General features: G+C 69.3%; 12 protein-coding genes. 3 read left to right on the top strand and 9 right to left on the bottom strand.

The genetic code is table 11. The annotated features are described in order from the left end of the window. Positions 1–1871: AfsR/SARP family transcriptional regulator (locus FXN61_RS37980; protein WP_167978747.1), on the bottom strand; the 1871-nt coding region annotated here is incomplete at its 3' end. A 190-nt stretch (positions 1872–2061) separates the two neighbouring features. On the opposite strand from FXN61_RS37980, the gene FXN61_RS37975 reads away from it, so the two are divergent. Then, positions 2062–2430: a hypothetical protein gene (locus FXN61_RS37975; RefSeq protein ID WP_167978746.1), complete on the top strand. Its 369-nt coding sequence runs from the start codon at positions 2062–2064 to the stop codon at positions 2428–2430. Between the two features lie 80 nt (positions 2431–2510). Here the strand turns inward: FXN61_RS37975 and FXN61_RS37970 are convergent, their stop codons facing one another. Then, positions 2511–5453 carry an AfsR/SARP family transcriptional regulator gene (locus tag FXN61_RS37970; RefSeq protein WP_167978745.1) on the bottom strand — a complete coding sequence of 981 codons (2943 nt, stop codon included), beginning with the start codon at positions 5451–5453 and terminating at the stop codon, positions 2511–2513. Between the two features lie 142 nt (positions 5454–5595). Here FXN61_RS37970 and FXN61_RS37965 point away from each other — a divergent pair, with 142 nt between their 5' ends. Beyond that, positions 5596–5775: a hypothetical protein gene (locus FXN61_RS37965; protein WP_167978744.1), complete on the top strand. Its 180-nt coding sequence runs from the start codon at positions 5596–5598 to the stop codon at positions 5773–5775. Between the two features lie 40 nt (positions 5776–5815). Here the strand turns inward: FXN61_RS37965 and FXN61_RS37960 are convergent, their stop codons facing one another. The 3 genes from FXN61_RS37960 to FXN61_RS37950 all read right to left on the bottom strand — a co-directional run bounded on the left by FXN61_RS37960 (position 5816) and on the right by FXN61_RS37950 (position 9703). Beyond that, positions 5816–6598 carry a cellulose binding domain-containing protein gene (locus FXN61_RS37960; protein ID WP_167978743.1) on the bottom strand — a complete coding sequence of 261 codons (783 nt, stop codon included), beginning with the start codon at positions 6596–6598 and terminating at the stop codon, positions 5816–5818. A gap of 138 nt (positions 6599–6736) precedes the next feature. Then, positions 6737–8719: an RICIN domain-containing protein gene (locus FXN61_RS37955; protein ID WP_167978742.1), complete on the bottom strand. Its 1983-nt coding sequence runs from the start codon at positions 8717–8719 to the stop codon at positions 6737–6739. 168 nt (positions 8720–8887) lie between these two features. Then, entirely contained in the window at positions 8888–9703 is an 816-nt protein-coding gene (locus FXN61_RS37950) for a hypothetical protein (protein WP_223165785.1), read from the bottom strand. Between the two features lie 197 nt (positions 9704–9900). Between FXN61_RS37950 and FXN61_RS37945 the strand changes: the two genes are divergently transcribed. Continuing rightward, positions 9901–10680, top strand: coding sequence for an alpha/beta fold hydrolase (locus tag FXN61_RS37945; protein ID WP_223165784.1), 780 nt, complete (start codon positions 9901–9903; stop codon positions 10678–10680). Here FXN61_RS37945 and araA read toward each other — a convergent pair. The 4 genes from araA to FXN61_RS37925 form a co-directional block, all read right to left on the bottom strand. Then, on the bottom strand, positions 10650–12158 hold the full coding sequence (gene araA / locus FXN61_RS37940) for an L-arabinose isomerase (RefSeq protein WP_167978740.1): 1509 nt from the start codon (positions 12156–12158) through the stop codon (positions 10650–10652). The two genes, FXN61_RS37945 and araA, sit on opposite strands and share 31 nt — an antisense overlap. Positions 12159–12175: 17 nt before the next feature. After that, complete coding sequence (locus FXN61_RS37935) at positions 12176–12829, bottom strand: L-ribulose-5-phosphate 4-epimerase (RefSeq protein ID WP_167978739.1); 654 nt, start codon at positions 12827–12829, stop codon at positions 12176–12178. After that, on the bottom strand, positions 12829–14511 hold the full coding sequence (araB, locus tag FXN61_RS37930; protein WP_312878315.1) for a ribulokinase: 1683 nt from the start codon (positions 14509–14511) through the stop codon (positions 12829–12831). The genes FXN61_RS37935 and araB overlap by 1 nt, the downstream gene beginning before the upstream one ends. A 338-nt stretch (positions 14512–14849) precedes the next feature. Further along, on the bottom strand, positions 14850–15097 hold a 248-nt coding region (locus tag FXN61_RS37925; protein WP_312878314.1), incomplete at its 5' end, for a substrate-binding domain-containing protein.

The following is a 15097-nucleotide window of genomic DNA, read 5'->3' as shown; positions in this document are numbered from 1 at the left end:
GGTTCCACGAGGTCGGCGGCGGCGTGCGCGGTGTGCAGGTAGAAGTCCACCACCTGTTCCAGCGCCGCGTCCCGAACGGGTTCGGGCACGGCGTCGGCGTGGGTGGCGGCATAGGCGCGGACGAGGTCGTGCATGGCGAAGCGACCGCCGGGGCGGTGGTCGATCAGTGAGGCGTCCTCCAGCGCGTGCAGTGCCATGCGTGTCCGTGCCACCGACAGGCCGGTGAGGCTGGCGGCGGCCGGGAACCCGATGTCGGGGCCGGGGGCGATGCCGAGCAGCCCGAACACCTGCTGGTGCTCGGTGGTCAGGCCGCGCAGGGACCAGGACAGCACCGCGGGCAGGCTGGCGGCGGGATCGTCGCGGTGGTCCAGCATGTCCAGGCCCAGCTCACGCAGTTCGGCGGCGAACTCGGCCAGCGGCTCCCGCGGACGGGTGTGGGCGTGGCGCGTCATGATCGACAACGCGAGCGGGTAGCGCCCGCACAGGTCGATCAGGTCCTCGGTGGCGCCGGGTTCGGCCGCCACCCGTTCCGCGCCGAGGCGCCCGACCAGCAGGGCACGCGCCTCGTCGTCGGTCAGGACGTCCAGTTGCAGGTGACGGGCGCCGTACCGGTCGATCAGGGAGGCGAGCTTGTTGCGGCCGGTGACCAGCACAGCGCAGGTGGGTGAGCCGGGCAGCAACGGGACGACCTGGTCGGTGGTGGCGGCGTTGTCCAGCACCACGAGCATCCGTTTCCCCGCGACCAGGCTGCGGTAGAGCGCCGCCTTGGCGTCCAGCTCGTCCGGGACGCGGTCGGGGGCGACACCGAGGGCGGTGAGGAACCCGCGCACCGCGTCGTCCGGCTCCACCGGCCGGTCGGTCGGGCTGAAGCCGTGCAGGTCGACGAACAACTGCCCGTCAGGGAAGTGGTGGGCGTTCTGGTGGGCCCAGTGCAGTGCCAGCCAGGTCTTGCCGATCCCGCCCGCTCCGCCGATCGCGGAGACCAGCACCGTCGCTCCGTGGCCTGCTGTCGAGGAGTCCATGGCGGCGGTCAACTCGGCGAGCTCGTCCGTTCGGCCGGTGAACGATCGAGGTGCGATCGGCAACTGCCGTGACACGGGCGGCGGGGTTGCCGGCTCCGTGTGCGCCGCCACGGTCAGCTCCGGGTCGGCCTGGAGGATCTGCCGGTGCAGCCGCTGCAGCTGCTCTCCCGGGTCGGTGCCGAGCCCGTCGACCAGCCGGGTGCGGACGCGGTGGAAGAGCTCCAGGGCCTCGGCTTGGCGACCGCTGCGGTACAGGGCGAGCATCAGGTGGGCGGCGACGCGTTCGTCCAACGGGTGGCGGGCGGCACGGGCCGCGAGGCCGGGCAGCAACTCGGCGTGCCGGCCACAGCGCAGCGCGATGTCGGTGTGGTCGAGTTCGGCGGCCAGGCGCTCCCGCTCCCAGGTGGCCCGCAGCTCGATCGCCCAGGGCGTGTCCAGATCGGACAGCGGTTCGCCTCGCCACAGCCCCAGTGCCTGGTCGAACAACTCCAGTGCCCGCCGGCCGCCGGTGGCCCGCGCCTGGACGAGCAGGCGGTGGAACCGGTGCAGGTCCACGGTCTGCTCGTCCAGGGTGAGCAGGTAGCCGCCGGAACGACGGGTCAAGCGCACCTCGTCGGTGGCGGGCAGGGCCGCACGCAGGCGGGACAGGTAGTTGTACAGCGTTTCCCTGCCCCGCGAAGGAGGATCCTCGCCCCACACCCGGTCGAGCAGCCGGCCGGTGGACACCGGCCGGTTGGCGTCGACGAGCAGCGCCGCCAGCACTCCGCGCTGCCTCGGGTGTCCCAGGTCGACCGGTACACCGTCGAGATGTGCCTCAACGCCGCCGAGCAGCCCGAATTCCACCGTCATCTCACTCCCACCCCATGTCCCCTCCGCACCTGAATATCAGCCCCACCTGCGAGTTTTAGGTTGCTCGCACGGTTTTCCCACGATCAGACGAGCAACGTGAGCGACGCAGCGGTTCAGGGGGACTTTCCACACCACTGCGACCGGGTCCGGAACACCGGGCCCGTGCTCACCGACATCGAAAGGGGATCTCATGCGGACATTGCACAAATTCGGTCTGGCAGCCGCAGCCGTGGTCTTCGGTTTGACCGGCACCCTCACCGCTACCGCCTCGGCACAGCCCGAGGTGGAGGTGGCGGCGGCACCGGCCGACTGCCCGAAGTACTACTTCTGCGGTTACCGGAAGGCGAACTACAAGGAGCTGGCCTTCAAGTACAAGGACTGCTACCTCCAGAAGATCCCCACCCTGTTCAGCGGCGGATCCTGGTACAACAACCAGTCGCGGGGCACGCAGGCCCGCATGTACGACATCAACAAGAAGCACCTCTACACCACCCCCGGCGCTCCTTCCAAGGACCCGACCGCCAACTGGCTCCCCGTGTGGTACGTCGACGCCTGCTGAGGCGTTTCGTCCAGATCATCTGACCGCGATCGGCGCGGAGCCGCGACGCACGGGGATGCTCCCGTGCGTCGCGCTGCGCGTCAGAGTCCGCTGAGACCGGCGAGTGACTGGCGGACCTCGTCCGTCTCTGGCGCCCCGAGCTCCTCGTAGATGGCCAGCGCGCGGGCCCAGTGGTCGCGCGCCGACTCGGGTTCCGTGGCCACGATCACCTGCGCGATGCCGTCGTGCGCTGTGGCCTCCTCGTGGCGGTGTTGCGCGTCTGCGGCCAGTGCGAGGGATTCCCGGTGGTGGACAAGGGCTTGGTCGGGTGAGCCCAGAGCGCGGTGCGCCACGCCGAGGTTGTTGAGGATGGCGCTCTCGCAGGCGCGGTCGCCGACCTGGCGCATCAACCGCAGTGCCTCGAGCAGGTGGGTGAGGGCTTCCTCGTTGCGGCCCAACCGGTTGAGGACCGTGCCCATGCCGTTCATCGTGTTGCCCGCCACCCAATGGTCGGTGGCCTCGGTGAAAGTGGTCGCCGCCCGGTAGCTCTCCAGTGCCTCCTCGTATCGGCCTGCCCTGCGCTGCACCATGCCGGTGTTGGCCAGCACGATGGCCACGCCACGGCGCTCGCCCAGCTCGCGGAAGATCGGCAGCGCCCGCTGGTAGTGCTCGATCGCCTCGTCGTAGCGGCCGACCATGTCGAGCACGTTGCCGAGGTTCTGCAACGTCACGGCCGGTCCTCGGCGCTCGCCGGTGGCGAACCGGAGTTCCAGCGCCTCCCGCAGGTACTTGATGGCGTCGTGGTATCGACCGCGCCGTTCCTCGATCAGGCCCCGGAGGTTGAGCATCTCGCCCTCGCCCGCCAGGTCGCCGGATCGGTGGAAGAGGGCCAGAGCCAGCTCGTTGTGCTGGAGCGCCTCGTCGAAGTGAGTGGTCAGCCAGTAGGCGACCGCGAGGTTCTTGTGAATGGTCGCCGACGCCTTGTCGTCGCCGTCAGCGAAGGCGAGCGCGGCGTGGTGCGTCTCGAGCCAGTCGTCGACGCGGCCCCTGATGTCGAAGTAGTACTGCAGGACGACGGGGATCCGCCAGGCGTGCTCGGGTGTGCCGTGGGCGGCGCTCGCGAGCAGGTTGCGGTACTCGCTGTCCAGCCACTCCAGTGCGGCCTCGCGATCCATCTCGACGGGCAGTTGCGCGGCACGCGGATCGACGAGCGACATGGCCGCCTGCGTCGTGTCCAGGTAGTAGTCCTGGCACCGGATTGCTGCGGCGTGCCGGTCGGCGTCGCTGTCAGTCGCGCGGGCCACCTCATCCGCATAGGCGCGCAGCAGGTCGTGCAGCTGATACCGGCCGGGCTTGTGCTGTTGCACGAGGTTGGCCTGGGCCAGCTCGGCGAGCGCCACACGGGCCTCGGCGTCGGTCACGTCAGCGAGCGCCGCCGCCGTGGCGACGGCGATGTCCGGCCCCGGATGGGCCGCGAGCTGCCGGAACAGCCGCGCCGCAGAGGCGGGGAGAGCGTGATAGGACCACGAGAACACGCTGCGCAGGTCGGTGTCCGGGCCGTCGGTGGACAGCGCGCCGAGCCGCTGGGAGGCCATCTCCGCCACCAGCGAGGCCAATGGCAGGCCGGGAACGGCCTGCGCGCGGGCGCCGGCGATGCTCAACGCCAGAGGCAAGTGACCGCACCGCACCGCGAGCTCCGACGCCGCCTCCCGTTCCGCGGCGATCCGGTCGGCGCCGAGGAACGCCGTCAGGAGGTCGAGCGCCTCTGCCGGGCTGAGCGTGTCGAGCGTGATCTGCCGGGCCTGCTCTCGCACCACGAGACCGGTGAGCTGATGGCGGCTCGTCACCAGCACCAGGCAGCTGGGGCTGCGGGGCAGCAGCGCACGCACGTGCTCGGTGTCGCGGGCGTTGTCCAGCACCACGAGCATGCGCTTGCCCTCGACCAGGCTGCGGTACAGCGCGGCCTGCGCGTCCGGGTCCGCCGGGATCTTCTGCGGGGGAACCTGGAAGGCCTCCAGGAATCCACGGACGGCCTGCGCGGGCGGCATCGGCGTGCCGTCCTGGTCGAAGCCGCGGAGGTTCACGTAGAGCTGGCCGTCGGGGAACCGGTCGCTGTGCCTGCGAGCCCACGCCACGGCCAGGCACGTCTTGCCGACGCCGGGAATGCCGCTGACGCACATGATCGACACCGTGTCCGGGTGCCGCGCGGCCGTCTCGGACCAGGCGGTCAGCACGCCGAGTTCGGCCGCGCGCCCGGCGAAATGCGGGACCGCGCCGGGAAGTTGCCTCAGTGCCGCCGCGGTGGCCGGCTCGCTGAGGGCCACGTCGACCTCCAGGATGCGCTGGTGCAGCCGCCGCAACTCGGGTCCCGGATCGACGCCGAGCTCCTCGGCCAGTTGCTCGCGCACTCGCCGGTAGTGCTCCAGCGCCTCGGCCTGCCGGCCGCAGCGGTACAGCGCGAGAATCAGCTGCCCTGCCAGCCGCTCGTCCAGCGGATGGTCGTGCGACCACGCCACCAGGTCCGTGACCAGCTCCGCGTGCCTGCCCTGACGCAACCGCGCGTCGGCGTGATCCAGCTGGGCCGCCCAGTGCTCGCCGGTGACCGTGTCACGGACCTCGTTGATCCACGGCGTGTCCAGACCGCTGAAGGGTTCGCCGTTCCACAGCGCCAGTGCCCGGTCGAACAACGCGTCGGCGTGCTCGCCCTCGAAGCGCGCGCGGCTCACCAGGTCCCGGAACCGGTGCAGGTCCACGGCCTCAGCGTCCACTTCGAACACGTAGCCGCCCGCACGCCGGACGATCGCGACATCGGTGCCGCCGAAGACCTTCCGCAACCGGGTCAGGTAGGTGCGCAAAGTGCCCCGCGCGGTGGCAGGCACCCGGTCACCCCACACCCGGTGCACCAGCTGGTCGGCCGACACCGGCCGGCCGGGCTCGACCACCAGAGCCACCAGCACACACCGCTGCTGCGCGGCTCCGAGCTCGACTGCACGGCCTCCGATGCGTGCCTGCACATGGCCCAGCAGCCGTATGTCCACCTTCATCCAGATTTCCCCCTCACCCCACTCACCGGTCTAGCACAGTCGTGACCAGCGGAGTCAACGTTCCGTCAACGTTGCGTCGGCAGGGCGAACGCCATCGTCGAACAGGGCGGGCACTGAGCCCGCGAACACGAGGGGGAACCAGATGATGAAGGCGGTCCAGGTCATCGCGGGAGGTGCGCTCGCGGCAGCGATCCTGCTGTCCACGGGCACAGCACTCGCCAAGCTGCAGGCGAGTGAGGACAACCATCCGGGGCCGCGACCACCGGTCCAGATGGAAGTGATGTCCACCGGAGGGCCGGTGCGACCGGGGTTCCCCGGCTGAAGGAGGTCGACGTGATCGACCGAGCACGCTGATCAGCGCACTAGTCGACCGAGCACTGCGCCCCGTTGAGCGTGAAAGCGGTGGGAGCCGAATGGGGGCCGCGTGAGTTCCCGTTGTACCCGACCTCCACCGAGCCGCCGGGGGCGATCTGCGGGTTGTAGTCGACGTTCACGGCGTTGAGGGTCGTCCCGGACTGCCGGGCCGAGGCGTTCCACATTTCCCTGACGGTCTCGCCGTTGGCGAAGGTCCAGCGCAGCGTCCAGCCGTTGGTGGACGTGGTACCGGTGTTGCGCACGGTCACGATCGCCTGGAAGCCGCCCTGCCACTGCCCGGTGACCCGGTAAGCGACCGCGCAGGCCCGAGCAGGTGGCGGTGGCGGCGGAGTCGTGGTCGGCGCCGGACGCGGTGGCGGCGGCGCGGCAGGAGGCGTTGTCGTGGTCGTTGGGGCAGAAGAAAGCTTGGACGTGGCGGAGCCGTCGCAGGGCGGTCCCCACAGGCCCCGCTTGGCCGCGACGGCCTCCGCCTGAGCGTTGATCAGCGGTCCGCCGTCGACGCCTTCCGGTCGCATCGCGCCCTGCTGCACGGCGAGCACGGCGTAGTCCGTGCCGTCCTCGAGCTCCAGGTTCACCTCGCCGGGCGAGACGCCGCTGAACCGGACCGACCTGGCCAGCAGCGTCGTCCTGGCGAAGGTCAAAGCCGCCTCTGACCAGCAGGCCGCGGGCGGCGCGAGCAGCGCGACGCGGACCTTGGTGCCGTCGGCCAGCTCGATCGTGCGGCCGTCGATCACGTCCCGCACGACGGTGATGACGTCTTGCGGAGGCACCACCTCGTTGATGAGCGTGGGTGGTTTCAGCGATGTGCGAGTGGACGGTGGCGGCGCAGACGGCTCAGCCGTGCAGGCTCCTGAGAACAGAGCCAACATCACCAGCAAGTGCTTGCGCGCCACCGTCGTCACTCCCGACTACCTGACCGAATGAGCCGTCCACCGCTGGTTCGCACCAGAAGTGGCGTGGTACAAACCGATTCTTGCCCCGTCCTCACGCGACTCGCCGACGACGTCGAGCAGCGATCCCGTCGCGGCGTTGACGAACGTCCAGCTGCCGTCCCCCGTGGACGAAAGCACCCACCTGGCGGCCGGACTGTCGGAGGAAGTCAGCGTCGCGTTACCGTCCACAGCGGCGATCCGCTGTCCGGTGGCGGCGTTGACCACGGAGAACTGCACGTCGTTGCCGTACCCGCCGGTACGACGTTCCAGCCGCCACACCTGATCCCGCGCCGCGGCATCGGTCGTGCGCTGGATCAGCGAGGTGCCGGACGGCGCAAGGGACTTACCGCTCTGCGCACCGGTCAGCCGATAGCTGCCGGCCAGCGCTTCCGCGCGGTTCAGGCCGCTGACGCCGGTCACGTCGAACGTGACGACGGACTTCGCCGGCACGGTGAGCGTTGCCTTGCGGTCCTTCACCTTCACCGCGGCACCCTTGACCAGCGCACCGTACATGTCGGTCACGATCGGCCGCACCGAGGCGTTCGACCGCACCGACGCGAACGCCGAGAGGTCCAGCGTCACGGACTGCGGCTGCTCGGACTGGTTCAGGTGCACAACGGACTTCAGCTCGGTGTTGCGCACCGCCGCCACGTCCGTCGTGGTGTTCACCTTGATCATCCGGTCGCCCGGCTTGACGTAATGGGTGAAGTTGCGCAGCGTGTGGAACTTGGTGTTGACCCGTGCGGGGCAGGTCGCGAGCGTGTCCTGCGGGCCGCAGTTGAACGGGATCTGGACGACGCCCCAGTTCATGCCGTTCGGCGTCTCGCCGCCCGGCTTCATGTTGTCGTAGTCCTCGATCGCCTGCCACAGCAGCCAGGCGCTCGGCTCCAGCTCGCGGAGATCGTCGATCACCCGCGCGGCGATGCCCAGCCCGGAGTCCATGGCGGTGAAGTTCTGCCCGGTCCCCCAAGACCCGTCGACCTCGCTCATCCACAACGGTTTGCCCGCTGCCTTGGCGATGTCACGGGCGGACGTGCGGCGGTCCTGGCCGTAGGTGTGGACGTTCAGCTGGCCCACCTGCGAACGCACGGAAGCCGGGTAACCCGCCCAGTCGTCGGCGAAGATGCCGGGGTTGGTCTCGTCCGGCGCGGAGACGACAGCCTTCAACCGCTTGGCGCGCAACGCGTCCGCCACGGCGGGCACGACCTTCGCCTGCAGCGCGGGGCTCATGTGAGCGCCCTCCTGCCTCCCGCCGGTCGGGTTGCCGTCCGGGCCGAGCTTGGTGCTCCAGTACGAGGTGTTGGGCTCGTTGAACGGGTCGAGCGTCGCGAACTTGATTCCGTGCGCGCGTTCCATTTCCGCGGTCGCCTGCGTCAGGTACGCGGCGAAGTCCTTGATCCGGTCCTCCCGAAGCTGGTCCGCGGAGGCGTCGAAACCGCCCGACACGTAACCGCTGACGGTCTGGAACCAGGGCGGCGAGTTGCTGAACGCCTCCCACTTCGTGACCTTGCGCTTGACCTGGTCGATCCACCAGCGCTGGCGCGGATCCGCCGCGGGGTCGAACAGCTTCGGGTCGCCCGGCTTCCACCAGTCGGTGTCCGTGCGGGTCGTGCCGGCCGGCGCCTTCCACCAGCCGGGCACAGCGGCACCCGCGCGCAGGTACTCCGGCACGTCAGGTGCGTTGCCGCCACCGATGTTGTACCGGGCGATGTTGAGGTTGAGCCCGTCCTCTCCGAACAGCAGCTCAGCGAGCTGGTTGCGGATCTCGTCCGGGTAGCCCCCGGTGGCGTTCGCGAACCACACCAGGCTCGTGCCCCAGCCCTGGAACGGCTCTTGCTGATAAGTCGGATCCGGCCGCACCGTCACCGATTCCACGGCGGCCACAGCGGGCACGCCGCTGGAGACCACTGTGGACAGTGTGAGCGCCGAGGCGGCGAGAAAGGCAGGGAATCTGGTCATCGGTTCTCCGTTGAACGGGCGATGTTCGCGCTAACATCTACCGAGGACCGCATGGTGCGTCAAGGTCAAAGGTCCTGCCGAGCGGTGGCGCGTCCGCTCGGCAGAACCCCTGGGAACGCTCACCCCCGAGAAGAGGCTGGTCCCTGACCGCTCACACCCCGAGGAGGGTTACTTGAGCGAGCAGGTAGCGAAACGTTCCAGGCCTTCCGGCTTGGCGGCGACGCGGCCGATGGCGGTCTCGATGCGGTTCAGCGCCGCGATTCGCTTGTCCTCCAACGGTCCGAGAATCGCGTTCTGCACGAAGTTCGGCCCACCCTGACCGGCCGACGTGCGCAGCCGCTCGTTCGCCTCCGCCTGCTGCTTGCTGAGGTTCGCGAACTCCCGATCCACTTCGGCCTTGGCCTGAGCCGGAACGTTCTGCACCACGGGCAGCGGGCACTCGATCGTCTTCCCCGACGCCGACGACCCGGTGCCTGAACCGTTTCCGGATCCGTTTTCAGATCCGTTTCCGGCTGACGAGGAACTCGAGGTCGTGGTCGGCGCAGCGGACACGGCGGGCGCCTGACCGAGTCCGCAGGTCGCGAACCGCTCCAGGCCTTCCGGCTTGGCGGCGACGCGGCCGATGGCGGTCTCGATGCGGTTCAGCGCCGCGACCCGCTTGCTCGCGAGCGGACCGAGAATCGCGTTCTGCACGAAGTTCGGCCCGCCCTCGCCAGCGGAGGTGCGCAACCGGTTGTTCGCCTCGGCGATCTGCTTGTCCAGGTTGGCCAGTTCACGTTGGACCTCGGCCTGCGCCTGGGCGGGAACAGCGGGGACGGCGGGCTGCGGGCAGGCGATCGACTGACCGCTGCTGCCGCTCTCCCCGCCTGCGAACGCGCGACCGCGGTCACGCCGGTCAAGGTCGCGGCGACGGCGATTCCGGCAACGAGCACCCGCTTGCGTCGCTCCGGTTTTGCATGTGCTCTCGACATTTCGAACCCTCACGAATCGGTGGACGAGATCTGCCGGCACTTCGGGATACGGACCGGGACCGTCAAGGGTTCAACTACTTGTGAGCGTTCACAGCAAGTGACATGCTGGCGGCCTCGTTCCGCAGACCGCACCTGCGAAGAATTCGGGGAATCACCATGCAATCGGGGAACAGAGTCGTCCACGAGCAACTACGTCTGAGAGTTCAGGGGGTGAACCTCAAGATCGCCGCGGTGCACCGCGGCGGCGTCGACGAACCGATCGTGTTCCTGCACGGGTTCGGCACGAGCAAGGAGGACTACACCGACATCACGCAGCGCCACGAGTTCAGCGATCGGGCTTTCCTCGCGTACGACGCGCCGGGCTGCGGTGCCACGGAATGCGCCGATCTCGGGGTGATCGACGTGCCGTTCCTGGTGGACGCGGCTCGCGCGGTGCTCGACCGTGCCGGCATCGGCAGGTACCACCTCGTCGGGCACTCCCTCGGCGGGCTCACGGCACTCCTGCTCGCGCACCGCGAACCGGGTCGTGTGCTCAGCTTCATCAACATCAAGGGCACGCTGGCACCCGAAGACTGCGCACCGACCAAACATGTCCTGTCGCACCAGGATTCCGGCGACGTCTTCTTCCGGTTCATCGAGAACCTCCGGCGCGGAGAGGGCTACTCGAGCGGCCTGTACATGTCGAACCTCCCCCACAAGGTCCGCCACGGCGCCGTGCACAGCATCTTCCGGTCGGTCGTGGAGCTCGCCGACCACGGAGACCTGCTGAACAAGTTCCTCGCACTCCCCTTCCCGAGGATGTACCTCTACGGAGAGGAGTGCGCGTCACTGTCCTATCTGCCGTTGCTCGACGCGAACGGGGTCGAGCTCGCCGAGATCCCGCACAGCGGGCACCTCCCGATGTACTCCAACCCCGTCGCCACGTGGAAGCGGATCGCCGAGTTCCAGGCGCGCTGCCGTCAGCGCATCCCCGCCGCGAGCCGGTGGTAGGCGGAGTTCCAGCGCAGCCGGTCACCGAACAGGCTCGGCGTGGTCGACGAGTCGATCAGCACCAGTTCGGTGGCCGCCATGGTCGCGAAGTCGTGCAGCGTCTCGGATCCGACGGCCTGCGTCAGCACCGTGTGGTGCGGACCGCCGGCGGTGAGCCAGCACTCGGCGGAGGTCGAGAGCGACGGAGCCGGATGCCACACCGCCCGTGCGACGGGCAGGTTCGGCAGCGGCTCGTCCGGTCCGACGACCTCGATCTCGTTGGCCACCAAGCGGAAGCGGTCACCGAGATCGGCGAGACCGATCACCACGGCCGGGCCGGGCGCCGCGTCGAACACGAGCCGCACCGGGTCCTCCCGGTCGCCGATGCTCAGCGGGTGGATCTCGCACGACGGCACGCCACCGGCGATCGTCGGGCACACCTCCAGCATGTGCGCGCCCAGCACCTTCGGCGTCCCCGGCCCGAAGTGGTAGGTGTAGTCCTCCATGAACGACGTGCCGCGGCCCGTCCCGGCTCCCATCACCTTCACCGCGGCGAGCAGAGCCGACGTCTTCCAGTCGCCCTCACCGCCGAAGCCGTAGCCGTCGGCCATGAGCCGTTGCACCGCCAGGCCCGGCAGCTGCCGCAACCCGCCGAGGTCCTGGAAGTTCGTCGTGAACGCGCCGAACCCGCCGTCGTCCAGAAAGGACCGGAGCCCGATCTCGATGCGGGCGGCGTACCGCAGCGAGTCGTGCCGCTCTTCCCCGCGCGCCAGTTCGGGAGCGAGCCGGTACGTCTCGGCGTAGTCGGCGACGAGCAGGTCGATGTCCGCGTCCGGCACCGCGTCCACCACGGCGACGAGATCGTTGACGCCGTAGGTGTTGACCGAGACGCCGAACCGCAGCTCGGCCTCGACCTTGTCGCCCTCGGTCACGGCGACGTCGCGCATGTTGTCGCCGAACCGCGCCAGTTTCAACGAACGCAGGTGCGCCAGACCGGCGGCGGCACGAGCCCAGCCGTCGATGCGCTCGGCCAGGTGCGGGTCGCTCGCGTGTCCCGCCACGGTCTTGCGCGCCACACCGATGCGCGTCTGGACGTAGGCGAACTCGCGGTCACCGTGCGCTGCCTGGTTGAGGTTCATGAAGTCCATGTCGATGCTGGACCACGGCAGCGCCTCGTTGAGCTGGGTGTGCAGGTGCAGCAACGGTTTGCGCAGCAGGTCCAGCCCCGTGATCCACATCTTCGCCGGCGAGAACGTGTGCATCCACGCGATCACGCCGACGCACGACGGATCGATGTTCGCCTGCTGCATGACGGCGCGGATCGCGGCCGCGTCGGTGAGCACCGGCTTCCACACGATCTCCGCGCCGATCCGGTCGGAGTCGGCGAGCATCCGCTGGATCTGCTGGGACTGCCCGGCCACCTGGTCGAGCGTCTCCTGGCCGTACAGGTGCTGGCTGCCGGTGAGGAACCAGACCTGCGGCTTGCCCGCGAACGACATGTGCTCTCCTCGTGGGCTCACTGCCCGTAGACGTTCTGGTAGCGCTCGTAAAGCCGGTCGACGTGCTGCTGGTCGATCACGTCGGCCTTGCCGAGCTGGAGTGCGAAGTGGACGGTGCGTGCGACGTCCTCCAGCATCACGGCGGACTTCACCGCCGAACGCGCGGTCGGGCCGACCGTGAACGGGCCGTGGTTGCGCATCAGCACCGCGCGGGACCTGCTGGCCTGCAAGGTCTCCACGATGCCGCGGCCGATGGAGTCGTCGCCGATCAACGCGAACGGGCCGACCGGGATGTCGCCGCCGAACTCGTCGGCGATCATCGTCAGCACGCACGGGATCGGCTCGCCGCGCGCCGCCCACGCTGTCGCGTAAGGGGAATGCGTGTGCACGACACCGTTCACGTCAGGCATGTGCCGGTACACGTACGCGTGCGCCGCGGTGTCCGACGACGGGGCGAACTCGCCTTCCACGAGGTTGCCGTGCAGGTCGGTCACGACCATCGCCTCCGGCCCGAGGTCGTCGTAGGACACACCCGACGGCTTGATGACCATCAGCTCGTGGCCGGGCACCCGCGCGGAGACGTTGCCGGCGGTCCAGATCACGAGCTCGTACTTGGTCAGTTCGCGGTGCAGGTCGGCGACCGTGCGGCGCAGCTCTGCCGTGGCGGACATCAGTTCTTCCCCTCGAGAGCCTCGCGGCGGAACCGGCGCAGCCGGCGCATGACATCGTTGCCACCCCGACCGAAGTGGTCGTGCAGCTCCTGGTATTCGAGAAACAGCCGTTCGTAGGCGTCGACGTTCTCCGGGATCGGCGTGAAGACGTGACGCTGCACCGAACCCATGGCGGCCGCTGCGCCGCGGATGTCCTCGTACGCGCCCGCCGCGACCGCCGCGTGCATCGCCGAGCCGAGCGCCGGCCCCTGCTCGGAACCGATGACCGACAACGGCAGATCGGTGACGTCGGAGTAGATCTGCATCAGCAACCGGTTCTTGATCAGGCCACCGGCGATCACCAGCTCGGTCACCGGCACACCGGCGTCGGTGAACCCGTCCACGATCACCCGCGTGCCGAACGCCGTGGCCTCCAGCAGCGCGCGGTAGACGTCCTCGGCCTTCGTGGCCAGCGTCTGCCCGAGGACCACACCGGACAGTTCGTGGTCGACCAGCACGGACCTGTTGCCGCTGTGCCAGTCCAGCGCGATCAGCCCGTGCTCGCCGACCGCCTGCTTCGCCGCCCGTTCGGTGAGCACCTCGTGCACGGTGAGTCCGCGTTCACGCGCCTCGTCGTGGTACGCGGGCGGCACCTGGTTCTTCACGAACCACCCGAAGATGTCGCCGACACCGCTCTGCCCCGCCTCGTAACCCCAGAGGCCCGGGATGATCCCGCCGTCCACGACACCGCACATGCCCGGTACTTCACGCAGGGCCTCGCCGCTCATCACGTGGCAGGTGGAGGTGCCCATGATCGCGACCATCTGGCCGGGTTCCACGGCCTGCGCGGCCGGGGCGGTGACGTGCGCGTCGACGTTGCCGACGGCGACCGCGATCCCCTGCGGGAGTCCGGTCCACTCGGCGGCCTCGGCGCTGAGCGATCCCGCGCGGTCGCCGAGAGCCGACAGCGGGTGGTCGAGCTTGTCGGCCACGAAGGTCGCGAACGCCGGGTTGAGCTCGGCGAGGAACTCCTCGCTCGGATACGCGCCGTCCTGGAGGATTCCCTTGTAGCCGGCGGTGCAGGCGTTGCGGGTGTACTGGCCGGTGAGCTGCCAGATGATCCAGTCGGCTGCCTCGACCCAGCGGGCCATCGCCGCGTAGACCTCGGGCGCCTCTTCCAGGACCTGCAGTCCCTTGGCGAACTCCCACTCCGAGGAGATGAGGCCGCCGTAGCGCGGGAGCCACGGTTCCTTGCGGTCGCGGGCCAGGTCGTTGATCCGGTCGGCCTGCGGCTGGGCGGCGTGGTGGCGCCAGAGCTTCACGTAGGCGTGCGGGTTGTCCGCGAATTCGGGCAGCTCGCACAGCGGCGTCCCGTCCGCGGTGACCGGCACCATCGTGCACGCGGTGAAGTCCGTGCCGATGCCGATGACGTGCTCCGGCGCGATGCCCGCTGCCTCCACGGCCTGTGGGACGGCGGTCCTCAGGACGTCGACGTAGTCGGCCGGCACCTGCAACGCCCACTCAGGCGGCAGGGCCTTGCCCGTCACGGGCAGCGCGCGGTCCACGACACCGTGGCTGTAGTCGTGCACCGCGGTGCCGAGTTCGGCACCGTCGCGGACGCGGACGACCACCGCGCGACCGGACAACGTGCCGAAGTCGACGCCCACCACACAGGCGTCGGGATGGATCGTCTTGTCAGTCACGGACCTGAGTGTTATCGCTAACATTCCGTCCGTCAAGACGCTGATGGAACGACGTGAAACCCTTGATAAAACCGGTATGCGCAATCAAGTGAACGCACGACAACCGCGCGGCCGTCCAGCGTCTGCAAGTACCACCAACCCATGATTGAAGCGCCTCCAACCACACCCAACCTGTTCGACGGTCGCCGAACGTGTTGGGTATGGTTAGAGGCCTGTTGATCTTGAGTTGGTGGTACTTGCAGATGCCTTGAAGCGGGGTCAGGCCGGTGGCGCCACGCTGTTCCGCGGCACCAGAACCGGGGCGATCGTCCGCCGCGGGCGGGCGGACTCGCCCTCGCTCACCTGCTCGAGCAGCAGCCCGAGCGTCTCCCGCGCACCGCGGCGAAGTCGGGGCGGACGGTCGTGAGCGGCGGGATGAAGTAGGCCGCCTCCGGCACGTCGTCGAACCCGATCACGCTGACGTCGTGAGGCACGCGCCGCCCGCGCTCGTGCATGGCGCGCAGGACACCGAGCGCGAGGTGGTCGTTCGACGCGAAGACAGCGGTGACCTCCGGCATGCGTGCCAGCATCTGGCCGGCCCGGTAGC

This window comes from Lentzea indica (assembly GCF_012184385.1).
GTDB classification, from domain to species: domain Bacteria; phylum Actinomycetota; class Actinomycetes; order Mycobacteriales; family Pseudonocardiaceae; genus Lentzea; species Lentzea indica.
Note: the sequence above shows the minus strand (reverse complement) of the source record. Positions and strands in the feature narration are given on the sequence as shown.